The 23,520-nt window shown below is 68.6% G+C and carries 28 protein-coding genes, 1 tRNA gene and 1 pseudogene; 16 read left to right on the top strand and 14 right to left on the bottom strand.

Translation table 11 applies throughout. From position 1 onward, the window contains the following. Positions 1-310 precede the first annotated feature (310 nt). The 9 genes from D3272_RS04235 (at position 311) to D3272_RS27170 (ending at position 6,848) form a co-directional block, all read left to right on the top strand. A complete protein-coding gene (locus D3272_RS04235) occupies positions 311-922 on the top strand; it encodes a DUF3102 domain-containing protein (protein WP_129217875.1) in 612 nt (203 codons plus the stop codon). 170 nt (positions 923-1,092) lie between these two features. After that, positions 1,093-1,644, top strand: a complete 552-nt coding sequence (locus tag D3272_RS04230) for a hypothetical protein (RefSeq protein WP_129217874.1) — start codon at positions 1,093-1,095, stop codon at positions 1,642-1,644. A 230-nt stretch (positions 1,645-1,874) separates the two neighbouring features. Next, complete coding sequence (locus tag D3272_RS04225) at positions 1,875-2,093, top strand: hypothetical protein (RefSeq protein WP_129217873.1); 219 nt, start codon at positions 1,875-1,877, stop codon at positions 2,091-2,093. A gap of 217 nt (positions 2,094-2,310) precedes the next feature. Next, positions 2,311-3,108 (top strand): hypothetical protein, encoded by a 798-nt coding sequence (locus D3272_RS04220; RefSeq protein WP_129217872.1) that lies wholly within the window; start codon positions 2,311-2,313, stop codon positions 3,106-3,108. Next, the gene (locus D3272_RS04215) at positions 3,105-3,599 is read left to right on the top strand and encodes a hypothetical protein (RefSeq protein ID WP_129217871.1); all 495 of its coding nucleotides are present in this window, start codon (positions 3,105-3,107) and stop codon (positions 3,597-3,599) included. Before D3272_RS04220 ends, D3272_RS04215 begins: the two co-directional genes overlap by 4 nt. Further along, the gene (locus D3272_RS04210; RefSeq protein ID WP_129217870.1) at positions 3,599-3,784 is read left to right on the top strand and encodes a hypothetical protein; all 186 of its coding nucleotides are present in this window, start codon (positions 3,599-3,601) and stop codon (positions 3,782-3,784) included. Before D3272_RS04215 ends, D3272_RS04210 begins: the two co-directional genes overlap by 1 nt. A 5-nt stretch (positions 3,785-3,789) precedes the next feature. After that, entirely contained in the window at positions 3,790-3,999 is a 210-nt protein-coding gene (locus D3272_RS04205) for a hypothetical protein (RefSeq protein ID WP_129217869.1), read from the top strand. 2 nt (positions 4,000-4,001) lie between these two features. Then, positions 4,002-6,659, top strand: a complete 2,658-nt coding sequence (locus tag D3272_RS04200; protein WP_129217868.1) for a M15 family metallopeptidase domain-containing protein — start codon at positions 4,002-4,004, stop codon at positions 6,657-6,659. A gap of 18 nt (positions 6,660-6,677) precedes the next feature. Next, on the top strand, positions 6,678-6,848 hold the full coding sequence (locus tag D3272_RS27170) for a hypothetical protein (protein WP_165361210.1): 171 nt from the start codon (positions 6,678-6,680) through the stop codon (positions 6,846-6,848). A 605-nt stretch (positions 6,849-7,453) separates the two neighbouring features. On the opposite strand, the gene D3272_RS04195 is transcribed toward D3272_RS27170, so the two are convergent. The 8 genes from D3272_RS04195 to D3272_RS04155 form a co-directional block, all read right to left on the bottom strand. Continuing rightward, positions 7,454-7,723 carry a hypothetical protein gene (locus D3272_RS04195; protein WP_245496372.1) on the bottom strand — a complete coding sequence of 90 codons (270 nt, stop codon included), beginning with the start codon at positions 7,721-7,723 and terminating at the stop codon, positions 7,454-7,456. 198 nt (positions 7,724-7,921) lie between these two features. Further along, a complete protein-coding gene (locus D3272_RS04190) occupies positions 7,922-8,197 on the bottom strand; it encodes a hypothetical protein (protein WP_129217867.1) in 276 nt (91 codons plus the stop codon). Positions 8,198-8,379: 182 nt separating this feature from the next. Beyond that, complete coding sequence (locus tag D3272_RS04185) at positions 8,380-8,607, bottom strand: hypothetical protein (RefSeq protein ID WP_129217866.1); 228 nt, start codon at positions 8,605-8,607, stop codon at positions 8,380-8,382. Position 8,608: 1 nt separating this feature from the next. Continuing rightward, positions 8,609-8,878: a hypothetical protein gene (locus D3272_RS04180; protein ID WP_245496371.1), complete on the bottom strand. Its 270-nt coding sequence runs from the start codon at positions 8,876-8,878 to the stop codon at positions 8,609-8,611. A 366-nt stretch (positions 8,879-9,244) separates the two neighbouring features. Then, positions 9,245-9,505 carry a hypothetical protein gene (locus tag D3272_RS04170; RefSeq protein WP_129217864.1) on the bottom strand — a complete coding sequence of 87 codons (261 nt, stop codon included), beginning with the start codon at positions 9,503-9,505 and terminating at the stop codon, positions 9,245-9,247. 2 nt (positions 9,506-9,507) lie between these two features. Next, positions 9,508-9,717, bottom strand: coding sequence for a hypothetical protein (locus tag D3272_RS04165; protein WP_129217863.1), 210 nt, complete (start codon positions 9,715-9,717; stop codon positions 9,508-9,510). Further along, positions 9,714-9,974, bottom strand: a complete 261-nt coding sequence (locus D3272_RS04160; protein WP_129217862.1) for a helix-turn-helix domain-containing protein — start codon at positions 9,972-9,974, stop codon at positions 9,714-9,716. The genes D3272_RS04165 and D3272_RS04160 overlap by 4 nt, the downstream gene beginning before the upstream one ends. Beyond that, positions 9,943-10,110 (bottom strand): hypothetical protein, encoded by a 168-nt coding sequence (locus tag D3272_RS04155; protein WP_165361181.1) that lies wholly within the window; start codon positions 10,108-10,110, stop codon positions 9,943-9,945. The genes D3272_RS04160 and D3272_RS04155 overlap by 32 nt, the downstream gene beginning before the upstream one ends. A 487-nt stretch (positions 10,111-10,597) precedes the next feature. On the opposite strand from D3272_RS04155, the gene D3272_RS04150 reads away from it, so the two are divergent. The 3 genes from D3272_RS04150 to D3272_RS04140 are packed head-to-tail and all read left to right on the top strand — an operon-like array spanning position 10,598 to position 11,590. Continuing rightward, positions 10,598-10,948, top strand: coding sequence for a hypothetical protein (locus tag D3272_RS04150; protein WP_129217860.1), 351 nt, complete (start codon positions 10,598-10,600; stop codon positions 10,946-10,948). After that, positions 10,941-11,333 carry a hypothetical protein gene (locus tag D3272_RS04145; RefSeq protein ID WP_129217859.1) on the top strand — a complete coding sequence of 131 codons (393 nt, stop codon included), beginning with the start codon at positions 10,941-10,943 and terminating at the stop codon, positions 11,331-11,333. Before D3272_RS04150 ends, D3272_RS04145 begins: the two co-directional genes overlap by 8 nt. Then, positions 11,330-11,590: a hypothetical protein gene (locus D3272_RS04140; RefSeq protein ID WP_129217858.1), complete on the top strand. Its 261-nt coding sequence runs from the start codon at positions 11,330-11,332 to the stop codon at positions 11,588-11,590. Before D3272_RS04145 ends, D3272_RS04140 begins: the two co-directional genes overlap by 4 nt. On the opposite strand, the gene D3272_RS28355 is transcribed toward D3272_RS04140, so the two are convergent. Together D3272_RS28355 and D3272_RS04135 are read right to left on the bottom strand one after the other, a co-directional pair. Next, on the bottom strand, positions 11,557-11,859 hold the full coding sequence (locus D3272_RS28355; protein ID WP_428977960.1) for a DUF6894 family protein: 303 nt from the start codon (positions 11,857-11,859) through the stop codon (positions 11,557-11,559). The two genes, D3272_RS04140 and D3272_RS28355, sit on opposite strands and share 34 nt — an antisense overlap. Before the next feature lie 527 nt (positions 11,860-12,386). After that, a tRNA-Arg gene (locus D3272_RS04135) sits at positions 12,387-12,463 on the bottom strand. A gap of 319 nt (positions 12,464-12,782) precedes the next feature. On the opposite strand from D3272_RS04135, the gene shc reads away from it, so the two are divergent. Then, positions 12,783-14,759 (top strand): squalene--hopene cyclase, encoded by a 1,977-nt coding sequence (gene shc, locus D3272_RS04125; protein ID WP_129217857.1) that lies wholly within the window; start codon positions 12,783-12,785, stop codon positions 14,757-14,759. 424 nt (positions 14,760-15,183) lie between these two features. After that, positions 15,184-16,044: pseudogene (locus D3272_RS27835) on the top strand (cytochrome P450); the annotation flags it as partial. 193 nt (positions 16,045-16,237) lie between these two features. Here the strand turns inward: D3272_RS27835 and D3272_RS27830 are convergent. From D3272_RS27830 to D3272_RS04100, 4 genes are all read right to left on the bottom strand, one after another. Beyond that, complete coding sequence (locus D3272_RS27830; RefSeq protein WP_129217855.1) at positions 16,238-19,546, bottom strand: TRCF domain-containing protein; 3,309 nt, start codon at positions 19,544-19,546, stop codon at positions 16,238-16,240. A 141-nt stretch (positions 19,547-19,687) separates the two neighbouring features. Further along, positions 19,688-19,939, bottom strand: a complete 252-nt coding sequence (locus D3272_RS04110; protein ID WP_129217854.1) for a BQ00720 family protein — start codon at positions 19,937-19,939, stop codon at positions 19,688-19,690. An 8-nt stretch (positions 19,940-19,947) separates the two neighbouring features. Beyond that, positions 19,948-20,394 carry an Hsp20 family protein gene (locus D3272_RS04105; RefSeq protein ID WP_129217853.1) on the bottom strand — a complete coding sequence of 149 codons (447 nt, stop codon included), beginning with the start codon at positions 20,392-20,394 and terminating at the stop codon, positions 19,948-19,950. Between the two features lie 165 nt (positions 20,395-20,559). Further along, positions 20,560-21,552: a 2-hydroxyacid dehydrogenase gene (locus tag D3272_RS04100; protein WP_129217852.1), complete on the bottom strand. Its 993-nt coding sequence runs from the start codon at positions 21,550-21,552 to the stop codon at positions 20,560-20,562. Positions 21,553-21,691: 139 nt separating this feature from the next. On the opposite strand from D3272_RS04100, the gene D3272_RS04095 reads away from it, so the two are divergent. Further along, a complete protein-coding gene (locus D3272_RS04095; protein ID WP_129217851.1) occupies positions 21,692-22,243 on the top strand; it encodes an SH3 domain-containing protein in 552 nt (183 codons plus the stop codon). Between the two features lie 108 nt (positions 22,244-22,351). After that, positions 22,352-23,407 (top strand): dipeptidase, encoded by a 1,056-nt coding sequence (locus D3272_RS04090; RefSeq protein WP_129217850.1) that lies wholly within the window; start codon positions 22,352-22,354, stop codon positions 23,405-23,407. Positions 23,408-23,520: the final 113 nt, after the last annotated feature.

The raw sequence follows: 23,520 nt of genomic DNA, 5'->3' as shown, positions 1-23,520 counted from the left end.
CTCAAGGGCGACAGGCTTGTCGAGGTCGTCATGGGTCATTGGTCCGTGACGGCGAAGGGCGAGAAGGAGGCCCTGAAGTGGTCCTGATGAGCGTTCGGGCACCCCGAACGATCAGCCCAAAACGTTCGGGTCGTTCGGGTCCGAACAGAGGCCCGAACGACACACCCATAACCCATTGTAATTACACGCGTTCGGGCCCGAACGCACCCCGAACAAAAGCCCCATATCGTTCGGGCGTTCGGCCTCTCTCCTCTCTTAGGAGAGGGCCGACCCCGAACGGGCCGAACAGATTGCCGAACGGAGAGCCCGAATGACCACGTCCAACATCGCCACCGCCATCAACGCCGCGCACGACAAGGTCGAGACTGCCAAGCGCGAAGGGACCAAGTACGCCATGGAAGCCGGCCGGCTTCTGGTCGAGGCCAAGGCCACGGTCGCCCATGGCGGATGGGACGACTGGCTCAAGGCGAACGTCAGGTTCAGCCCGAGGACGGCGCAGCTCTACATGAAGCTGGCCCGTGTCGCCGAGAGCGATCCGGCAAAAGCGCAACGCGTTGCGGATTTGAGCCTGAGGGAAGCGACTCGGTCCGTCGCGGAAAGCAGGAAACCCAAGCAGCACCTCAACGCCGACGAGCGGCGCCAAGCCACCCTTCTCATCGAGGCGTGGCGCGAGGCCGGAGCAGATACTAAGCGGTCGTTCGCGATGGAGATCCACGAGCGAGGTGATTGTGACCTCGGCCAGTACAAGCGCCTCATCCAAGCGGTCGACGAGGAGAGCGCTGCTCAGCGGGTTGTCGGCTGGATCCACGATAAGTGCGGGATGGAAGGCATCCGTCGTTTCGACGCGGCACTGAAGGTCGGTTGCACGCCACGCATGATCGCCTTGGCCATGAAGGCCGAGCTCGCGAAGCGGAAAGCATAGGGCGATGTCGATCAGCGCCCTCCCACGCCCGCCGGACGCCAGCCGAATGGCCCAGAAAATCACAGGGTCCTTCCGGCGGCTGCCCACCCCGAGGGGAACGCCAGACCGCGACCGACCACTAGGTCCAAGGTTTCAAAACCGCTTAACTCTTCACAACTTAACGGTGCGATATGACCATCATCTCTAAGGCTGCACTTGCTGCCGAGCTGTCGGTTTCTAAAGCGCGGGTCTCGCAATACCTAAAATCCGGGTTGCCCGAGCGCGACGACGGCAAACTAGACCGGGAAGCCGCCCTTCACTGGATTTCGCAAAATCTGCGCTCCGGCCCCGACCACAGGAAGGGCCCTGCACGGGCCCGGGTGCTGGTGCCGACGAAGCGTGAAGTGAAGCCGCATGGCGATTCCGAGTCTGCCCAGCGCGCACTCGTCTACATGCTCTGTCGAGACCAGCACTACATCGCGACGACGGCCGTCGATCTCGGCTTGCCTGTCGCCATGGCCTACGCCTTGGCGGACCAGATCCACCAGGGCTTGCTCGACGCGGCGCGGGAGCACCTACAGCGGTTCGGTGAGCCCAATCTGGTGTCCAGCTTCTGTCTTGACCACTCCGACCTGGAGACGAACGCCCCGGACTGGGCGGGGCTCGCCGAGCGGACTGGCGAGCCGCATGACGAAGACGCCTGGAGCGACCACCTGCACGATCTCATGGGGTGGGAGAAATAGCCGATGCGCTTCCCCCGTCCCATCCAGCGTCTCTTCAGCGCCGATCCCGACCGTCCCGACCTCGATGCCATCCGGCCTCGCCCATCCTTCGACGCCTGGCGCCGCACTGGGGCGCCGGGCAGCGGCCGAGGTGCCGATGTCGACGGCTCATACGAGCCCGGTCGGCTCGGCGGCCCGCCGGCCGGTGGCAGATCTCCGTGGACCGAGTGGCTTTTCCGGGGGAGGCGCTGATGGACCCCATCGCCGATCGCCTATTCGCCGCCGTCGAGGCCGCGACTGCGGACCTCCGCGATTACGTCGCTTCCGGCGCCGACGCGCTCGTGCCGCTGAAGACCGCCGCCGACATTTGGAACATCACGGATCAGGCCGCGCTCAAGCGCGCGCAACGCGGTGCTGGCGTGAAGAAGTTTGGGCGCTGGTACATCCCCAAGGCGTCACTCGTGGCGTGATGTCCGGGTTTGTCCGGTCATTTGTCCGGATGTGTCCAGTGCACGGGTGCCCGCGCTGCATGTAGTTTTACTCCTGTTGAGATGGTCTCCGAGGGCGACGCGGTCCGTCCTTGCGCCAGAAGGCATCATCGGGTCTCAACTCGAATGTCTCCCTTGGGAGATGCGTCGACCAAACGGGCAATGGTGTCGTGACCGCGACCTATTCTGTGAGGTGTCTATGGCCATCCCCAACCCGTTCCGCCGGCTCAAAGCCTCGACCTCCACCGTCGACGAACTCTCGGCCGAACTGGGCCGCCTCGATCGCGTCCGGCTCGACGCGCAGAACACGCTGCACGACCTCGGCGCCAAACGCCCCGGCCTCCTGATCGACGGCACCGATGCCGCCCTCGTCGCGCACGATGCCAAGATGGCCCATGCACGGGCCGCCCTGGAGCAGGCCGAGGCGCGCATCGCGCTGATCGAGCCCGAGTGGCGCGCCGCCGACGAGCGCGAGACTGCCGCGCGTGATGCCGCCGCGCGTGCTGCTCGCCACGCCTCGGCCGTTAAGGCCCGGGCGGAAGGCGTGAAGCTCCTCGACGCCTACGAGCGCGACGCCATTGCCCTGGCCGGGAAGATCCGTAGGCTGATGGAGATCGAGCGCGAGATCGACCAGGCCAACGCCGACCGCGTCGACGACGACGCGCCGATCGGCGCCGTGGAGGCGTTCAACGGCACGGCCGGAACCCGGGATCACAATCCCGAGCGGGATTTCTGGGTGACGCCGCAGGGCGGCAATCTCGGTCCCGCGCTGCCCGGCCAGCAGCCGCCCGTGCCCGGCGCACGCCTGCGCACCATGAAGGGCTTTGCCGCCATCCCGGGCGTCCCCGGTCTGTCCCACCGCTCGCTGCTCGACCGGGTCGCACTGCCTTCCGTCGATCCCAACGCATCGTCCCACTGGTCCGGTCGCCTCGCTGCCGGCCCGCGCCTCTCCGCCGACGCCGCGGCCGTCCTTCGCTATCATGGAGTTTCCGCATGAGCACCGACCCGCTCAACATCTACAGCCGCAGCGAGATCGCGGCCGGCGCACGCCATTTCGCCCACGTGGCCGACGACATCCCCGGCCTCGGCAAGAAGGCCCTGGGTCGTGCCGAAAGGCAGGCTGCCGCCGCTGCCGAGGTCGCTGCCGACCACCACATCACTTCGCAGCTCGACCGATATGCCGGCGCCGCGGCGGCGACACGCGCTTTGGCCCCCGCGCGTCAGGCGCAGGGTCGCGGGCCGGCCGATCTCTCCAGCGACAGTCAGGACCGCGGCTACACGTTGTCCGACGTCGAGGCGCTCCGGGCCCGTATGGAAGCCGACGAACCGGCCGCTCGCCGGGGCACGACCACGCCGCGCTCGGCCAGCCACACCCAGGCTGTGGTTCGCGATTGGGCGGAGGCCTGCATCGCCGAGGGGTCGCCCGAGGCTCGGAAGGCCGGCGAGATCCTCGCCCGGCGCCACGGCATCAGGTTGGAGACACGTTGATGACCGACACTCCCGCACCCGCCGCCCCGGTCTCCCCGGCGCCGCAGCCGGTCACCACACCGAAGACCGGCCACCGCGTCACCGACCCGGGCGACGCCAGCCCGATGGGCCGGGCCGATGAGTCTGACTTCACGCCGAAGCCGCAGGTGACGTACGCGCTCACGGTCGTGCTGCCGGGGACCTGATCGGCATGACCGCCACCGTCACGGATCAAGACCGCATCCACGCCGTCGCCCGGGCCCTGCTCGACTTCGACGGCCACGAGCCGACCGGCATTCGCCTCGGCGCCGCGATCGTCGAGGCCACCCGCATGTGCGTGGCCTGGGCTGTCCTCCGCCAGCTTGAACCCCCACCCGCACCCCGCAAGCGCCGCCCGGTGCGCCAATCGACGGAGCACTGACCGTGAGCGAAGAAAAACTTCGTCTGATCGCAGAATTTCGAGACAACGCCTCGGCGGGCGTGCGCCGCCTCGGCCGTGAGCTCGGCGAGGTAAGGCAAACGCCAGGGATGGCGGGCGCGAAAAAGTGGATGGACGAATTCACCACCCGGGCTCAGAGCTTCCAGCGCGGGGGCGCCGGCGTCGGGGTCGTGATGAGCGGCTTGGGCGTCAGCGGTCTCGCGGCGGGCGCCGGCATCGCTTCCGCCGTCGCGGCCTTCCGCGATCTCGCCAACCGGGCCGTCGATCTCAAGGAGACCGCGCGGCTGACCGGCCTGACGACCGTCCAGATCCAACAGCTCGACCGCGCTGCAAAGGACCTCAACGTCGATCCGAACCAGCTCAACGCCGGCCTGAAGGGCTGGGCGGAGCGCATGGAGGAGTTCAAGCGCCACCTCGGTGGCCTCTATGGAGAGCTGAACCAGATCGATCCTGGCTTCGCGCGGAAGCTGTCCTTCGAGGCGCCCCTCGATCAGGTGAAGGACATCTTCCATTGGCTGAGCAAGGTCCAGGACCCCCAGCTGCAGCGTAAATGGACGGAGCTGTTTTTCGGCACCGGCGACCTGTCCCAGATGCTGGCCGACGGGTGGAACGGGTTCAACAAGGCGCTCGACCATGCCGTTGCAACCACGGCGACCATGACCGCGGATCAGATCCGACAGGCGCAGATCCTGAAGAACAGCATCAACGACCTCGACGGGGCGATGGACAAGTTCGAGACCGAGGCTGGACCCTTCATTTTCGGGCAGTTGACTGCAGCGACGAAGGACTTCACCGAGCTGTTCAAGCAGATCGAAACCACGGTCCAGTGGTTCCAAAAGAACGCAGATCACCCGGTCAAAGCCGTCGCGGAAGCCGCTGAGGGCGCAATCGACCGCCAGGCTGAGGCCAACAAGGCGCACCCCGAGGGCATCTATCTCGATATCCCTGGCGCCGCGTCGGACGTCATCCACAACGCCATCGGCGACCGGCGGCCTACCGTGCAGCCGTGGGACAGCAACTTGGGCTTACCCGGCGTCGATGCCCCGACCGACCTGCCGTCTGCACTCGACAAGCTCAAGGGCGCCATGGAGCGGCGCGAAGGCCCGCCGCCCATCGTCCTGCCTCGCGGCTTCCACCCGTCATCCTACGAAGGAGGCGGCAGCGGGAGCGGCGGTCTCCTCCACAATGCCGCCGACAGCGATGACGAAGGCTCGTCTCGCGGTGGCCTCGGATCGCTCACCCTCGAGTTCCGCGACGTCATCGCGTCCGGCACCAAGGCCGGCTTCCTGGCTGCATTCCGTGAACTCCAGACCGGCGAGCCAGTCGGCGGCGGCGCGGGTGGCGGCGGTTTCATGAACGCCAGCTACGGCGGCGGTGGCGTTGGCGGCGGGTCATTTGGTAGTGGCGCCGGCGGCCGTCGCGCTCCGAGTCTCCGCTACGGGCGCCAGCATGACGGCGCCGCGTTCGCGTCGGCCGACGGCGGTGCGGTGCCGACCGGCGCCCACACAGCCCTGAAGGACCTTATCGCCGCTCATGAGACCGGCAGCACGGGCGCAGCCGGTTACGACACGGTCTATGGTCACGCCGAGCGCGGCGGGCGGTTCGCACCCCCGAAGCCGATCTCGCAGATGACCATCGCCGAGGTGCTGGCCTACCAGCGCCGGATGAAGCCCCTGGCGGGCTCCCCGGCCTTCCCGGTCGGCCGAGCGCAGTGGACAGAAACGACGCTCCGCGGTCTGACCCGCGGGATGGACCCCAACACGGTGTTCTCGCCCGAGGTCCAGGAGAAGCTGTTCGACCGTTCAATCGCTGGCCGGATGGGGCAGGGCGTCGGTGGGTTCAGGAGCGAGTGGGACAGCCTACGCGGCGTTGATGCCGCTACGATCCAGGGCGCGATCGCCGGCCACAAGACCGGTGTCGGCTTCTCTGGTGGCGGATCGGGCGTCGCGGGCAAAACGCCTGACTGGATGGACGACAAGTCCCGCCGTGAGCTCGCCGGCGTCAACAAGGCGCTGGCAGGCGACCTTCTCGCCGCATCCGAGCAGACCGGCCTGCACTTCCGGGTGCTTCAGGGCCTGCGGACCCAGGCCGAGGCCGAGCACAACGCCATCACCGGCCGCGGCGTCCGCAACAGCCAGCACCTTTTCGGCGCCGCGGCCGACATCGCGGTCCAGGACGGCCAGGGCCACGACATCAACGACCGTGCCGCCTACAAGCGGTTCGCTGACGCCTACACGGCGCATTCGCGCGCAGGCGGTGGTGGAGGGCGGTGGCTCGGCGATCTCCCCGGCCGCTGGGGCTCCGACATCGGTCATTTCGACCAGGGCATCGGCTACGGCCAGGCCCATCCTCGAGACCCCTATGGCGTGGGTGGCCCGACAAAGGACGACGTCGCGCAGGGTAATGCCGAGATCTACCGCTCGCCCCAGAACCCCTTCCTGCGCCATCCGGCCGAGCCGCCGCGCAAGAGCCTCCTCGACGAAGCCAACAAGGCCGGCCTCGGCTCGACCACCGTCAAGCACGAGGGCGGCGCCGTCATCGAGATCCGAGGCCTCCCGCAGGGGAAAGGCACCAGGACGTCGACCAGCGGGATGATCGAGGCGGTGAATTTGCGACGGGGGCCGATGTCTCAAATCGCTTGACGGAGCAGCCGTCGTCGCATGGTGACCATTCAGCGGTTGAACCACCAACCGGCCGTGGCGGCCACCAAGCAAATCACGACGATGATCGCGATCATTCGCCGGGACCCAGTCACGCTATCGGAGCCGAAAATCATTCTGGCGAAGCGGTCGTCGTCTTTCGGCTGCATCGATTTATGCCCTCAAGGCTGAAGCGGGTGCCGCTGCTGCCTTTCAGTCAACCCGCTTCACCTAACGCCGGCCCGATCGACCCCGTTCAGATCGACATCCGGCATCACAACAACGGGGGCGCCAGGGTGTCGGCTCGGGGTGGCCGTGGGACGAAGCTGGGGATCAGGTCGGGGCCGACGATGCAGGCGAGTTGAGGAGCGCCGTTGTCGAGATCCGCGGGCTACCGCAGGGGAAGGGTACGAGCACGTCGACGAGCGGAATGATGGAGGCGGTTCACTAGCGGCGTGGTGGGGCCATGACGCAGGTGGGATGAGGCTTGTCAGGACGCTCGATCCCGTCCACCAATGCTGCGAGCAGAGCTGCTCAAAATCTCCTGAACTTCCTTGGTACGTTCAGAATACATAGAGATATTCGCTGCAAAATAGAGCGTAAAAGTCAAGGTGAAGACGACCATTATATTAAGGATGCCGCTCACCTCCGAGCTAGGCTGTTGCCACCAGATTGCAAGAGAAGAGATTATTGCGCTCAGGACAGTGGCTATCACGTAATCAATCATCGAATAATCCTCTCGGCACGATGAGGGAGATAGCTTAGGCCGGTGAGCCAGTCACGAAAAGCGAAGCGGGTCAGTGGACGGTTTCCGTGAGGCCATGAATGCCTTCAGCTTCCAGCACCGCTTGGAACGCTGCCCAAGCGTCTTCATCCGTATCGAAGGTGCCATCCCAAACCGCCGAGATCTCGTCCTGGGCGATGACTTCGAGAGTCCATCCGTCGTCAACGTCGAGCACGCGGTAAATCTCGACGCGAACGGTCACGCCGTCCCGGCTTACGAACTGGCAGAGCGGTGAGAAGTCGACCTCGGACTCCTGGCTGGCGTCGCCGGGCATGATCAGCATCCTCTTGCCGCCTTAACCTCTATAATGCGGACCTTCCAGCAAGCGTCAACTCGATCAGAACGCCCGATGGGCGCAGCGCTGTGAAGGCCACGAGCCCGACGTCGTGGAGCCTGACGTAGCCCGGTGACTCAACGGCCATCACCTTTCCGTGTTGCGACAGCGCTTCGAGGCGGGCGCATTGCTTCTTCGTCAGACGCATCACGGTTCCCCTACGAAAACGCTCAAAGCCCGTTGACCGGCAGACTCGGCGGCCAACACGGTCGTAAACCGTGCGTCGCTGTTCTGAAGCAAGACGCCGCCATAACGACGAATTTCCCAGGTGAAAAGACGGGCGTCCTGAACACCCCTGACCACGAAGATCTCGGGACGGTTCGGGTCTATCTTCAAATCTCTTTTCAGGCGCCGCGCCTCGACCGCAGCTTGACGCGCGGCGTCCGTGAATTGGCGCCGCGATGAGGTTGTGTTGGCCGCCATGTGCCGCTCCAGTTCTGGACGGCGCTAACCTACTCTCGTTATAAGTTAGAACACCAAAGTATGTGTGTTTCGTCCCGGTCTAGGAAATTATTTTCGCCAAGGGATCTACGTTATGCCGGCAGATAGCCCGAGCTAGTGAGCCAGCCACGGAGGGTGAGGCGGGTCGCGGGCCGCCTCAAACGTCATGCCAGCCCCACCCGCAGCCTCACCCCATCCGGCCCGCACTCGACGCCGGCACGGTAGAACGCATCCTTGATAACAATCTCGTCAGCCAGCGTTCCAACGGCGCCGTCCGGGCTCATCATGGCGCGGTCGATCACGACGAGCGGGAGCGCTGTCCGCCGCTGCAGGTCGAAGCGAGTCCACTTGAGAAAATCGCAGGCTTCGCGGATCTGGCTACCGGTGAGCATGTCAGGACCTCGCTGCCGGCTCAGTGAAGGATCGGATCCCCTCCAGCCTCACATGCTGCTCGAACACGTCATAGGCCTCCTGCGCCGTGGCGAACGTCCTGTTCCAGCACGTCGACCCGCCGAGGCGGTCCTCGATCTCCAACGTCCAGCGAAGATCTTCGGACGGCACGCGATAGATGAGAACCCGGACCGTCACGCCCGCCCGCGTCACCTGCCGGCCGAGCGGCGAGTGCTCGATCGCAGGAAGATCTTCGAAGCCGGGCAGGTCCACGTCAGTTCGCCCCTTCAAAGTCGTCGTGGGCGGACAAGTCGCCGCGCCTATCCATTCCGTAGGCTCACTGCGTCGAAACCGACGCTTCGCCTGCCTTCGGCGGTGAGAAGATAGACCCGGCGTGGGGGAGTAACGGATTTATCCAACCGGCTGGCGATGGCGCGCTGATTCTCCATCGCTGCTAAACGAGACCGCACCTCACCGGGTGACATGGCGCATGCGGCGCCGATGGCCGACGCAGAGGCGCTCTCCCGCCGAACAAGCCAGCGAAGGATGCTGAGGTCGCCAGACGAAATCATCTGGCGGTAACAATCGAAGCCGGCAGGTAGCCGAGGCCGGTAGGCCAGTCGTGGAGGGCGAGGCGGATCAATGGAACGTCTCCGTCAGGCCCGCGATGCCTTCGGCCTCCAGCGCCTCCTTAAAGGCCGATAGAGCGTCGTCGTCGGTATCGAACATCTCATCCCACACCGACGAGGCGTCGAGATGGTCTACAACCTCCAGGGACCATCGCTTATCAATCGAGGGCACCCGGTAGATCTCCACGTACACCGTGAGGCTATCGCGCGACACCATCCGGCAGAACGGAGAATATTCGATCCGAGCGTCTGAGGGCGTATCATCGGACATGGTCAGTTCGCCATCACCAGAGCCACGGCGAGGACGCCCACCACGCCGCCGAGCACCATGTAGGCGCCCAGCAGCATAGCGATGCGGCTGTCATCGCGTTCGTGCTGCCGGCGTGTGGCCGCCGCAGCCTCCCGGCGCTCGACGTCCTGGGCGCGCCAGGTCTCGTACCAGTCGTGGAATGGGCCCCGTAGCGGGGCGTCGTGATGGGTCACTCCTGATCCTCGATCATGAGCCTGTCTTCGGAGGCGATGTCGACGCCGACCTTCGTGAACGCCAGCCGCAGCGCAGCTATCTGAGCCGTCGTCACGACGGCCTCGCCGTCTGTCGCTTCGGCGCGTCTGACGATCGAGAGCGCGAGACCGGCGCGCCTCGCCAACTCGCTGGGTAGCCATCCCAACTTGTCGCGCGCTTCGCGGAGCTGCCGGCCAGTGAGCACGTCAGCCGGTCCCGTCGATGTGGTCTGCAGCATCGGCGCTGGCTGGCAGGTAGCCCTTGGCGCGGAGGTGGTCGGCGAGGGCCCGACGGACGGCTTCGGGGCGTGAAGGCTGTGGGTCGCCCTGGTCCGTGGCGAAGGCGTCGAGCGCCGATAGGAGGTCGGGCTGCATGCGGACGAGTACTGGCGCGCCCTGACCCGTTGCCGGCCTGCCACCTAGGTTTTTGATATCAGGGCTTGACGTCATCCAAGGATGATATCATAAACATCGGGCCGACGGAAGCTTGCACCCTTCCAATCGGCCCTGACCACCACGAAACGTTCGGAGTTTCACGATGGCTACTCACGCCCATAGCACACCCGTGCCCGCGCCACAGCGGGGCTTATTACGGGCCTTCGCCTGCTTCCTGACTCTCCCCAAATCTGGGGACACCCCCGCGCCGACGGGTGTCGTTCCTCCGCACGATACCCGCCTCGTCGCCCAGCCGTGGCCTGTCCACGAGGGTGCGCTCAGTTCTGAGCCGACCCCCCTTCTCCTGAAATCTCAGGAAAACCCCGAGGCCTGCGTCGCCTTATTACCCGCGCCCCTCCCGTCCCTGACCTCGGCCTTCTCGCGGCGCCGGGCCATATTCGGAGCTGTGGCCCTCGCGGCGGCTCCGGTGGCCGTCCAGCCGGCCAACGCCACGCCCGCACTATCAGCTAACGATCGCCGCCTCGTCGACCTGGCCGACGCCTACGAGGCCTTGGACCGGCGCTGCAACGAGCACACGGCCGCCCACCGCTACGACCACACATCGGAGACGGACGACGAGTTCGACGTCCTGACGACGGGCTTCGGCCCGTTGGAGGAGGAATGCGCCGTCACGCCGGCCGACTCTCTCGTGGGCGTGATCGCGAAGGCGCGGCTGTGCCTCTCGCCGACCGCTCGGGGGTGTGCCGACAACGAGCACGCCTTCAGCATCGCCGATGACCTCTGCCGTCTCCAGGCTATGGGAGGGCTGCATGTCTGATCGCCGCGCCTTTCTCCGTGGTCTCGCGTCCCTCCCGCTCATCGGCGGCGGCGTGACCCTCATCGGCCGGCCTACAGCGGCGGCAGTTCCGGTCACGGACGCCCTGCACAAGCGCTATCTTGCGTGGCTTGCCCATGAGCATTGGGCGGCCATGAAGGAGCACGCCCGCCGTGATGCCCTGGCGTCATGGAAACCGTGCGTCTACCCGATCGATCCATCCCCGGAGGCTTACGCGGACCGGGCAGCCAGCGAAGCGAACTACATGTTCTGGCTGCCCGATGTCCCCGACGTCGAGCGCCACGTGGCTTCGGCACCCCCATCCACCCGCGCAGCCGTGATCCTGTCGGCGGCCGGCGTGCCGATCAGCGACAGGCGGCGCTTATGACCGCCCTCCAGCGCCTCACCCACGCCGTCATCTTGCTCTGGTGGCTCCCCGCCATCGTCCTCCTGTTCGCCCGGCCCGCGGCGTTCCAGGTGGGTCATACCTATCGCGTCCGTCGGGCCTGTCGGTTGATGGAGGAGGGCGACCTCGACCAAGCCGATCGGCTGATCGCGCGGCTGCGGGAGGACGCGGAGCGGTATCGGCGGCGGGTCGAAGCTCGCTTGTCCTACTCGTCGACCGGGGACGTCGACGCCTCGTAAATGCAAGCTCCCGTCCCGGTCCGGATGGCGACCGTGACGCTGCCTATGCGATCTTCGGCAGAAGCGTCGGACAGGAGCTGCCAAACGATCAGGGTAGCCTCACGAATGGCAAGCGCGTCGTTGTCTAAATCGATGCCGGCCGTGCCACGAATGTGAACCCCGCGATCTCGGACGTCGAAGAAGTATCGGTCCAAAGGGATCTCCAACGGTCTTGCACCTCGATGGAGACAAAATATCTCAAGACAGCATCCTCGACGCTTACAAATCATACAAAACCGGAAAGGTCGACAAAGATGACTTATGTTGTAATTGCTGCCCCGTCGTCTCTAAGCTGCACCCAAATTAGCCAACGAAAAACGGCCGCGGCTCCCGGGCTGGAGAACGGGGTGCCACGGCCGTCCGGGCCGTGCCCCCTCGGCCCTAAGAAAGAGATTGCCGGATGGGGCAGGTCCTCGCCAGCGGTCGAGCAAAATGGGGTGAATGACCGCGGCGAGCGCTCGGGAGAACACGTGCCGCGGCCACCTGAGCCAGCATGGTGACGGTGCCGACCCGACACGGTGGATGCCAGAACCAGGCCATGGTGAAGCCGGGCGGTGCACGACGGCCGCGGCATCTTCGCTGTGAGAACCTCGCATCGCAGCCGATCGGACGGCCGGCGACTGTGGCTGGAATGAGAGAGTGAGTCCGCTTTCGGCCGCAATGGTCACCGGCGAAGCGCTGCTTCCGATCTGCTTCCAGATCAGATTTGACCGGAAGCAGATCACACCGAAAAGGAGAGCTAAGTGACTGATTTTAATGGCGCGGTCGAAGGGATTCGAACCCCTGACCCCCAGATTCGTAGTCTGGTGCTCTATCCAGCTGAGCTACGACCGCGCATTCGACGATGTCCGCTGCGGGACTTTCGAAGGCGGCGCTTGTTCGGCGCCGCTGACGCAGTCCCTAAAGCCTCTCCCCGGCCTTGGCAACAGCTTTTTGACGGTGGTTCCGTCCGGTCGCCGACCGGCCGCCCGCCCCTCCGGGTGTTCTCCGGGGGACACAGGTTCACCTTAACAGGCGGTCCGGGGGCGACGCCGTGCGGCGAATGTGAAACAAAGCCATGTTTCGGCCATTCTAGGTCGCATCGTGTTGCAGCGCAGCGAGCCCTCGACGGCGCTGCATTCCGTCGCCGGACAGAAACGAGAACACGCGCCTGATGTCACTCGCCGCCCAAGCCGCCGCCCCCGTCGGCAGGACCTCCCTGTTCGACGTGACCGGCCTCGATGCCGCCATCACGCGGGCCATGTCGGCCCTCCTCGAGGAGCAGCGCGCGGATGGCCATTATGCCTTCGACCTCGAAGCCGATGCCGCCATCCCGGCGGAATACATCATGGTCAAGCACTTCCTCGGCGAAGTCGAGCCCGAGATGGAGCGCCGGACCGCCAACTACCTGCGCCGCATCCAAGAGTCGCACGGCGGCTGGCCCATGCTGGCCAAGGGCCAGCTCAACATGTCGGCCAGCGTCAAGGCCTATTTCGCGCTGAAGATCGCCGGGGACCCGGTCGATGCGCCCCACATGGTGAAGGCGCGCAACGCCATCCTGGCGCATGGCGGCGCCGTGAACATGAACATCTTCACCCGCATGATGCTGGCCTTCTTCGGCATCGTGCCGTGGAGCGCCGTGCCGGTCATGCCGGTCGAACTGATGCACGCGCCCGGCTGGTTCCCCATCAACATCTGGCGCTTCAGCTACTGGGCGCGCGACACCGTGGTGCCGCTGCTGGTGCTGATGGCCAAGAAGCCCAGGGCCGCGAACCCGCGCCGCGTCGGCATCGACGAGCTCTTCATCGTGCCGCCGCACGCCGTCAAGCGCTGGCCCAAGACCGTCAACCAGGTCGGCTTCTGGGGCGCCTTCTTCGTCGGCCTCGACAAGGTGCTGCGCGTCACCGAACCCCTGTTCCCGAAGAAGAGCCGGGACTCCGCCATCCAGAAGGCCGTCGAGTTCCTGCGCGAACGGTTGAACGGCGAGGACGGGGTCGGCGCCATCTATCCGTCGATCGCCTATACGGTGATGATGTTCCACGTGCTCGGGGTGCCCGAAGACCACCCCGACATGATCATCGCCAAGAAGGCGCTCGAGAAGCTCGTGGCGCACAACGGCGATGAAGCCTTCTGCCAGCCCTGCCTGTCGCCGGTCTGGGACACCGTGCTGACGGCCCACGCCCTGCTCGAAGCCGCGCCCGACGACACCGCCAGCGCCGAGCGCGCGCTCGACTGGCTGCTGCCGTTGCAGGTGCTCGACGTGAAGGGCGACTGGGCCTATCGCCGGCCGGACCTCCGGCCCGGCGGCTGGGCCTTCCAGTACAAGAACGACCATTACGTCGACCTCGACGACACCGCCGTCGTGGTGATGGCCATGGACCGCGCCCGCAACAAGACCGGGACGCGGCGCTTCGACCACGCGATCGACCGCGCCGTCGAGTGGGTCGTCGGCATGCAGAGCACGAACGGCGGCTGGGGCGCCTTCGACGTCGACAACACCTCCTACTACCTGAACCACATCCCCTTCGCCGACCACGGCGCGCTGCTCGACCCGCCGACCGCCGACGTCACGGCACGCTGCCTGTCGATGCTGGGCCAGCTCGGCGAGACCGCGAAGACCAGCGAGGCGGTGCGGCGCGGCGTCGACTACCTGCTGAGGGAGCAGCACCCCGAGGGGAGCTGGTTCGGCCGCTGGGGCATCAACTACATCTACGGCACCTGGTCGGTGCTCTGCGCCTTCAACGCCGTCGGCATCGATGCCGGCCATCCCGCGGTGCGCCGCGCCGTCGACTGGCTCATCGCCATCCAGAACCCGGACGGGGGCTGGGGCGAGGCCGACGCCGGCTACGCGCTCGACTACGTGGCCTACAAGCCCTCGGAGACGACGGCCTCGCAGACCGCCTGGGCCGTGATCGGCCTCATGGCGGCCGGGGAGGTCGACCATCCCGTCGTCAAGCGCGGCATCGCCTATCTCGAGCAGAACCAGGGCGAGGACGGCTTCTGGCAGGAGCCGCACTACACCGGCACGGGCTTCCCCCGCGTGTTCTACCTGCGCTACCTCGGCTACGCGAAGTTCTTCCCGCTCTGGGCCCTGGCGCGCTACCGCAGCCTCAAGCAGGGCAACACCGCGGCGGTGCTGCACGGCATGTGACGCCGAGGGCTCCCCGGGGCCCGGTCGATGCGAGGTTGCCCTCGCCTTTGGCGGACCCTATGCCGGATCCGTCTTGCTCCTGCCGCAAAGACCCCCGAGGTGATGCCCGCGCGAGGCTGAGCTTCCGGCGGTCCGGCGCCGGGTCGCTGCCGTGAAGGGATCATTCTTGAAAGCTGTCCAGTGGGATCCCGCGAGCCGGGATGACGCCTTCGCTTACTATGCCGAGCTGAGGCGCCATTCACCGGTCATCCGGGCCCAGATCCCAACCCGCGGCACGGGCTGGGTGGTGACACGCTACGAGGACGTGCTGAAGGTCCACAAGGATCAGCGCTTCTCCACCGACCCGCGCAACGCCCGCCGGACGCCGCTGTTCGGGTTCGGCGGCCCCTACGCGCCCAAGCTCATCAAGCTCGTCGGCGCCTCCATGGTCAGCGTCGACGATCCCGCCCACGCGCGCCTGCGCCGCCTCGTCTCCAAGGTCTTCACGCCGCGGGCCGTCGCCGACATGGCGCCCTGGATCTCCGCCATGGTGGACAGCCTGCTCGACGCCGCCGTCGCCAAGGCCGGCGAGACCGGCACGGTCGACCTCATGGCGGATTTCGCCCTGCCGCTGCCGCTCAGCGTCATCTCGGAGATGCTGGGCATCCCGGAAGCCTGGCGGCTTGAGTTCCACGACCAGGTGGTCCGCCTCATCGAGGTGAACGACAAGCCGGTCCGCCGCGCCGTGCGGTGGCTGCCCGCCATGCCGAAGCTGCTGCGCTTCTTCGAGAACCTGATCGAGCTGCGCCGCCGCGAGCCCGACGACGGCATCATCACCAAGCTGATCGCCGTCGAGGAGGAGGGAGACCACCTCACCCGCGACGAGCTGATCGGCATGATCTTCCTGCTGCTCTTCGCCGGCCACGAGACCTCGGTCAACCTGATCGGCAACGGCCTGATGGCGCTCATCGACCATCCCGACCAGATGGACATGCTGCGCCGCGACCCCGGGCTGATGGACGGCGCCGTCGAGGAGTTCCTCCGCTACACCAACCCGGTCGAGCACGGCACGCCGCGCTTCGCGCTCGAAGACGTCGAGATCGCCGGCACCCGCGTCCGAAAGGGCGAGATGGTGATCCTGCTGCTCGCCGCCGCCAACCGCGACGAGGCGGTCTTCGCCGATCCGGACCGGTTCGACATCCGCCGCACCGACAACAACCGCCACCTCGCGTTGGGCTTCGGCCTGCATTACTGCCTCGGCGCATCCCTGGCGCGGCTCGAAACGAGGATCGCCCTCGCCGCGCTGCTGCGACGCTTTCCCGACCTCGCGCTGGCGGTGCCGCGCGGGGCGGTGCGCTGGCGTCAGGCGACCGGCCTGCGCGGCCTGCTGGCGCTGCCGGTGCGCCTGGGGGCGGACGGGGCCGATGCCGGCTTCGGCACGGGCTCCTGCCTCGTCACGCCGGACGTCGCGACGCCGGAGCTGGCGTCGCCGGGCGACATCAGCCCAACCCCGCCAGCAGGTTCGCCGCCAGCGTCAGCCGCTCGTGCGACGTGCCCGATGGCTGGGCATAGATCAACCGACGTCCTTTCAGCGTCAGCCGATCCCGCAGCCGTGGCGGAGCCCGGCCGACGAGGTCCGCCGCGGCGACACTCGGCCTGAGGTCGAGCGCGATGGCTTTCGGCCCGGCGTCGATGCGGGCGATGCCGAGCGTCCGGCACAGGGCCCGCAGCCGCACGCGCTCCAGCAGGTCGCGCACTTCCTCGGGCGGCGGGCCGAACCGGTCCGCCAGTTCCTCGGCGATGGCTTCGGCCTCTTGCGGCTCCACCACGCGCGCCAGGCGCGCGTAGAGGTTCAGGCGCAGCTCGGGCTCCGGGATGTAGTCGGTGGGCAGCGAGCCGGCCCGGTCGATATGGATCTCGGGCGACCAGTCCTCCACCACCTCGCCCCGCGCTTCGCGGATCGCGAGGCTCATCAGGTGCTGGTACAGCCCGAGGCCGATGAGGCGGAGGTGGCCCGCCTGCTCCTCCCCCATCAGGTCGCCGGCGCCGCGCAGGTCGAGGTCGCGCGCCGACAGGGCCATGCCGCTGCCGAGCCGGTCGAAGGTGACGAGGCTCTGCAGCCGGCGCATCGCGGCCTCGCCGGGGGGCGTGTCGCCGTCCGTCATCAGGTAGCACAGGCCCTGGAGCCGGCTCCGGCCGACGCGGCCGCGCAGCTGGTGGAGCTGCGACAGGCCGAACAGGTCCGCGCCCGCCACGATCATGGTGTTGGCGCGCGGCACGTCGAGCCCGCTCTCGATGATGGAGGTCGCCACCAGCACGTCCCCGTGCCCTTCGGCGAAATCCACCATGGCGGCGTCCACGGCTTCGGGGGCCATGCGGCCGTGGGCCGACAGGACCGAGAGTTCCGGACAGGCCTCGGTCAGGGCCGCGGCCATCCGCTCCAGCCCCTCGATGCGCGGCACCACCACGAAGCTTTGGCCGCCGCGCGCCTTCTCGCGCAGCAGCGCGCCGCGCAACGTGGCGAGGTCGAAGGGCGCCACCAGGGTCCGGATCGGGCGCCGGCGGGCGGGCGGGGTCGCGATGATGCTGAGGTCCTGCAGACCGACAAGCGCGCCCTGCAGGGTGCGGGGGATGGGCGTCGCCGTGAGGGTGAGGACGTGCACGCCCTGGCCGAGCTCGCGCAGCCGGGTCTTCTCGGCGGTGCCGAACCGCTGTTCCTCGTCCACCATGAGGAGGCCGAGTTCCTTGAAGGTCACGCCCTCGGCCGCCACGGCGTGGGTGCCGACGACGATCCGCACCGAGCCGTCGGCCAGCCCCGCGCGGATCGCCCTGGCCTCCGCCGGCGGCGTCAGGCGGGACAGCTGGGCGACGCCGACGCCGAGGTCGGCGAAGCGGCGCGCGAAGGTTTGGACGTGCTGGCGCACCAGCACGGTGGTGGGGGCGACGAGCGCCACCTGACGGCCCGCCAGCACGGCCACGGCCGCGGCGCGCAACGCCACCTCGGTCTTGCCGAAGCCGACGTCGCCCACCACCAGCCGGTCCATCGGGCGCCCGGCCGCGAGGTCCGCCACGACGGCCGCGATGGCGTCGGCCTGGTCGGGCGTGGGGGCGAAGGGGAAGCGGGCCGTGAAGGCGCGGTAGGGTTCGGCCGGGGCCTTCAGGATGGGCGCCCGGGTTTCGGCCCGACGCCGGGCGAGCTCCACGAGGGCGCGTGCCGCCATGGCGATCTCGCCCCAGATCCGTTGCCGCCGCTTGGACCAGCCGTCGTCGTCGAGCCTGTCGAGCCGGATGGCATCGCCGGCGGCGCCGTAGCGCCACAACAGGTCGAGCCCTTCGACGGGGGTCAGCAGGTCGGCGTCCTTGGCGTAGTCGAGCCGCACCGTATCGCGCGCCCCCGCCGCATCCGACCGCAGCGTCTCGATGGTGCGCAGCACGCCGACGCCGTGGTCGATGTGGATCACCGTGTCGCCGATGGCGAAGTCGCCGTCCCCCGCATGCCAGGGCACGGGCGCGGCATGGTGGTGGTGGTGGTCGGCGCGGTGGGCCCGGTGGCCGAGCAGGTCGGTGGCGCAGACCATGGTGACGCGGTCGGCGTCGTCGACGAAACCGTGCTCCGCCGACAGCGGGAGCAGCAGCAGGCTGCCGGGCGCCGCCGCCGTCACGTCGGCCCAACCCGTCGCCGGCACGGCTTCGGTGCCGGCCGTCGCCGTCTTCACCTCGGTTCCGGCCGTGGCCGCCTTGGCCAGGGCCGCGCGGTCCCGCGCCGTCGCGCCCGCCAGCACGATGCGGTGGCCGGCAGCGATGCGGGCCGACACGAAGCTCGCCAGGGCCTTGCGTCCGCCGCGCAGGGCATGGAAATGCGGCACGGCTTCGGCCGGCTCGCCACCGGGCAGCGGCCGGAGCCGCCGCTTCGCCGCCTTGGCCCATTCCGCGGGCGTGAGGTAGAGCGCGTCCGGGGGCAGGGGCGCCGACGTGTCGGCCTTCGCGGCACGGCGCGGGTCGCGCCCCTTCACGGCGTCGCCGTGATGCTCGGCGGCCTGGGCCAGGACCTCGTCGCAGCGGGCCGCCGCGGTCGGCTCGAGGATCAGGGCCGCCTTCGGCAGGACGTCGAAGACGGTGCGCAGCGCCGGGTAGTGCTCGGACAGGCGGTGCTCGAGCCCGGGCACGCGCCGAACCGGCGCGGTGGCGCCTTCCGGCGCCAGCACCGTCGAGACCGGGCCGACCGAAAGGCGGGCCACGTCCTCGACCGAGCGCTGGCTCGCGGGGTCGAAGGCGTGGATTGCGACGATCCGCCTGGCCTGCAGCGTCAGGCGGAAGGGGGTGGGGCCGGGCGGGAACAGGTCCACCACCTCGCCCCTCAGCGCGAACTCCCCGTGATCGTCGACCCGGTCGTCATGGCGGTAGCCGAAGCGCTCCAGCGTGGCGCCGAGCCGCGCCGGATCGAGCGCCGCCCCCACCGCGAGGTCGACGGCCTCGCTGGCGGCGTCGACCGGCGGCAGCCGCTGCACGGCCGCCTCCATCGTCGTCACCAGCACGACGCCGCCTGTTGCGGAGCCGGCCTGCGCGTCGATGCGGCGCAGCGCCGCCATGGTCTGGCCCAGGATGTCGGGGGAGGGCGAGGCCCGGTCGTAGGGAAGGCAATCCCAGGCCGGGACGAAGGCCACGGTCGCGTCGGGGGCGAGTTCGGCGAGGAGGTGGGCGACGCCTTCGGCCCGATGGTCGCCGGACGCCACGTAGATCAGGCTTTTGCCGGGCGCCGTGAAGGGCAGAAGCCGCACGGCGGCCAGGGCGACGGGCAGTTTGGGCATGGAGGCACACACTCGGACGACGCGGACGGCCGAGGTCAAGCCTCGGAGGACTCCCCAACGTCCCGCCCCGTCCGGGGTTCGACCGGGGCCGGCCGGCGGACCGCGTGTCGCAGAACGGTCACGCGGGGCCGGGGTGTCGCGTCAATGGACGCTGACGGTCTCGAGCTGGTTCTCGGAAGCATTGGCGAGGGCCGTCTCGCGGCTGTCCGTCAGCAGGATCGGGACGCCGTCGGCGCCGAGCAGCATGTAGAGGTCGAGGCCGGGCTGGATGGAGGGCGCCTGCGGGAACAGGGCCGGCACCTCGTCCGAGCGGATCGCCTTGACGTAGGCGATGTCGCCCTGGCCGAGATGGGCGAATTCGTCGGTGGACAGGGGCAGATCTGACTCGGACATGGTTTTCCTCATAGGCTTCCGGGCCCGATGACGATCGTGCGGTCGACGCGGTCGGTGGGCCGGATCGCCAGCAGGATCGACAGGAGGCCGCGGTCGAGTTCGGCGCTCAGGACTTCGAGGCCCGGCGCCAGGCGGAACGCCCGTCGGAAGCGGCGGGCCGCGATGCCGCGATACAGGAACCGGTTCGGATCGCCGTCGCCGGTTCCCTCCCCGCTGATGGAAAGTTGGTCCCCGGCGACGGTGATTTCAAGCCGCTCCGGGGCGAAGCCCGCCACCGCCAGCACCAGGAGGAGCCTGTCGCCGTCCGGCCGCCGCAGGCGCACGAGGTCGTAGGGCGGGTAGTTGTCGGGCGCGGCGGACCCCGCGTCGGGCGCCCGCTCCAGCCCGTGGATGTGCAGGACGAAGCGGGCCCGCAGCGCCGGCCCTCGCGCGTCGCGGCCGGGCGCGCCGCTCATCCGGCCCCCCGGGCGGGGGCGCGGCGAAGCGCGGTCGAGGCGTGGCGGGCGGGCGAAAGCGTCATCGCGGTCGAGCCTAATGCGGAAACCCTAACGCAATCATCGGGCCAGAATCGGGCCGGGGCCGGGCCGAAACCACGGCCGGGCGCGCCGGCGTTCCGCCCCTCACAGCATCGAGGGCAGCACGCGGTCGGGCGGACGGTGGCCGTCCACGAAGGCCCGGATGTTGACCAGCACCTTCTCGCCCATCTCGATGCGCCCCTCCGCCGTGGCCGAGCCCATGTGGGGCAGCAGCGTCACCTTGCCGGCGCGGGCGAGGCGGACGAGCTTGTTGGGCACGGCCGGCTCGTGTTCGAAGACGTCGAGGCCCGCCCCGGCGATCTCGTCGGCCTCCAGCATCCGGGTCAGCACGGCCTCGTCGATGATCTCGCCGCGGGCCGTGTTGACCAGCACCGCCTGGGGCCGCAGCAGCTTCAGGCGGCGGGCGGACAGCAGGTGATAGGTGGCGGGCGTGTGGGGGCAGTTGACCGACACGATGTCCATGCGGGCCAGCATCTGGTCGAGCGAGTCCCAGTAGGTCGCCTCCAGGCCCTCCTCGATGTCGCCGGCGAGGCGGCGGCGGTTGTGGTAGTGGATGGACAGGCCGAAGGCCTTGGCGCGCCGCGCCACCGCCTGGCCGATGCGGCCCATGCCGACGATGCCGAGCCGCTTGCCGGTGATGCGGCTGCCCAGCATGAAGGTCGGCGACCAGCCGTTCCATTCGCCCGCCGGGATGACGCCGGCGCCCGCCACGACCCGCCGCGCCACCGCGAGGATCAGCGCCATCGTCATGTCGGCGGTGTCCTCGGTGAGGACGCCCGGCGTGTTGGTGACCACGATGCCGCGCTTGTGGGCGGCGTCGACGTCGATGTTGTCGGTGCCGGTGCCGAAGTTGGCGATGAGCTTGAGCTGCGGCCCGGCCGCCTCGATGAGGCCCGCGTCGATGCGGTCCGTCACCGTGGGGACCAGGATCTCGGCTTCCGCCATGGCGACGGCGAGGTTGGCGGGCGCCATGGGTTCGTCGTCGAGGTTGAGATGGGCGTCGAACAATTCCCGCATCCGCGTCTCGATGCGCTCGGGCAGCTTGCGGGTGACGACGACGAAGGGTTTCCTGGCCATGGCGTCGACGATCCTCCTCCGCCCGCTCCGGGTGGGGCGGCTTCACCCCGCCTTAACCCTGCCGGCCTTTGATCGTAGCCCATAACCGCCGTGTCGACACGAGGGGTCGGGTTTCCGATCCCGCCCGAGGACGTTCCCCATGCGCCAGTCCCCGCCGCCCCGCATCTCCGGTTGCCGAGCGGCCGCCGCCGCGCTGGCGGCCCTGCTGGCGGCCGCCTTCGGCAGCGGGGCGGGCGCCGCCGCCCTCGACCAGAAGGGCCCCATGACGGGCCTGCCGGTGCCGCGCTACGTCAGCCTGAAGTCGGACCGGGTCAACCTGCGCGAGGGGCCCTCGAAGGAGCACCGCTCCTCCTGGGTCTTCGAGCGCGCGGGCCTGCCCGTCGAGGTGACGGCCGAGTTCGACACCTGGCGCAAGATCCGCGACTCCGAGGGTTCCGAGGGCTGGGTGCTGCATTCGCTGCTGTCCGGCCGCCGCACCGCGCTGGTGGCGCCCTGGAAGAAGGAGCAGACCATGCCGCTCTATCGCCAGCCCCGGGCCGACGGCGAGGTGGTGGCCAACCTCCAGTCGGGCGTCATCGGCAGCGTGAAGAAGTGCGACGGCCAATGGTGCCGCATCTACGGCGACGGCTTCGACGGCTACGAGCAGCAGAGCAACCTGTGGGGCGTCTACCCGGGCGAGCAGGTGGAGTAGCGGGACGCCGTTCTCCCGCGGGCGGCAGAAGCGCGCGGCTTGCGCCCTTGCCGGGCGCCCGTCCGGTCCCGATGATGGGGGGCCACGCCGCCTCAGAGCCGGACGCCCATGCCCGACCCCGCCCCGATCCCGGTCTTCGACGGCCACAACGACATGCTGCTGCGCTTCGCCCTGCACCGGGAGCGCTCGCCCGAGCAGCTCTTCGCCGGCGACCCCAAGGGCCACATCGACCTGCCGCGCGCCCGCGCGGGCGGCTTCGCGGGTGGGCTCTTCGCCGTGTTCCCGCCGCCGCTGCGCGAGGACGGCCCGCCGGCGCCGAAATCCTACACCGACCGGCCGATGCCGGCCGAACTGGCGCTGGAGCCGGCCCGCACCTCCACGGTCGGCATGCTGTCGATCCTGCTCAGGCTGGAGCGCGCCTATCCGGACGACCTCGCGGTCTGCCGCGACGTCGGCGAGATCCGCGCCGCCATGGCGTCCGGGCGCATCGCCGCCGTGATGCACGTCGAGGGGGCCGAGGCCATCGACCCCGACCTCGCCATGCTGGACGTGCTGCACGCCGCGGGGCTGCGCTCGCTCGGCCTCGTGTGGAGCCGGCCCAACGCCTTCGCCCACGGCGTGCCGTTCCGCTTTCCCAGCGACGGCGACATCGGGCCGGGCCTGACGGAGGCCGGCCGCGCCCTGGTCAGGGCCTGCAACGCCCGGCGCATCATGGTCGACCTGTCGCACTTGAACGAGCGCGGCTTCTGGGACGTGGCGGAACTCACCGACGCGCCCCTGGTGGCGAGCCATTCCAACGTCCACGCGCTCTGCGCCTCGTCGCGCAACCTGACCGCCCGGCAGCTCGACGCCATCCGCGCCAGCCGCGGCCTCGTGGGGCTCAACTTCGCCTGCTCGTTCCTGCGCCCGGACGGCGCCATGCGGTCGGACACCGACCTCGACGTGCTGCGCCGCCACCTCGACGCCCTGCTGGAACACCTCGGCGAGGACGGCGTGGCGCTGGGCTCCGACTTCGACGGTGCCGCCGTGCCGGCCGCCATCGGCAGCGCGGCGGGGCTCCCCGCCCTGTTCGATCACCTGCGGGGCGCGGGCTACGGCGACGAGCTGCTGCGCAAGATCGGAGCTGAGAACTGGCTGGGGGTGCTGGAGCGGACCTGGGGGTAGGGGCGATCCCGTCTCGCCATCGGGGGACAAGAGGATCGGTGGAGGACCGTGCGCCCTGGCGCTCGCGGGAGCGTGCTGTCATTCCACTTCCGAACGAAGTCCGCCGGTGTCAT

Origin of the sequence: Lichenibacterium ramalinae (assembly GCF_004137085.1) — a bacterium.
Taxonomy (GTDB): Bacteria; Pseudomonadota; Alphaproteobacteria; order Rhizobiales; family Beijerinckiaceae; genus Lichenihabitans; species Lichenihabitans ramalinae.
Note: the sequence above shows the minus strand (reverse complement) of the source record. Positions and strands in the feature narration are given on the sequence as shown.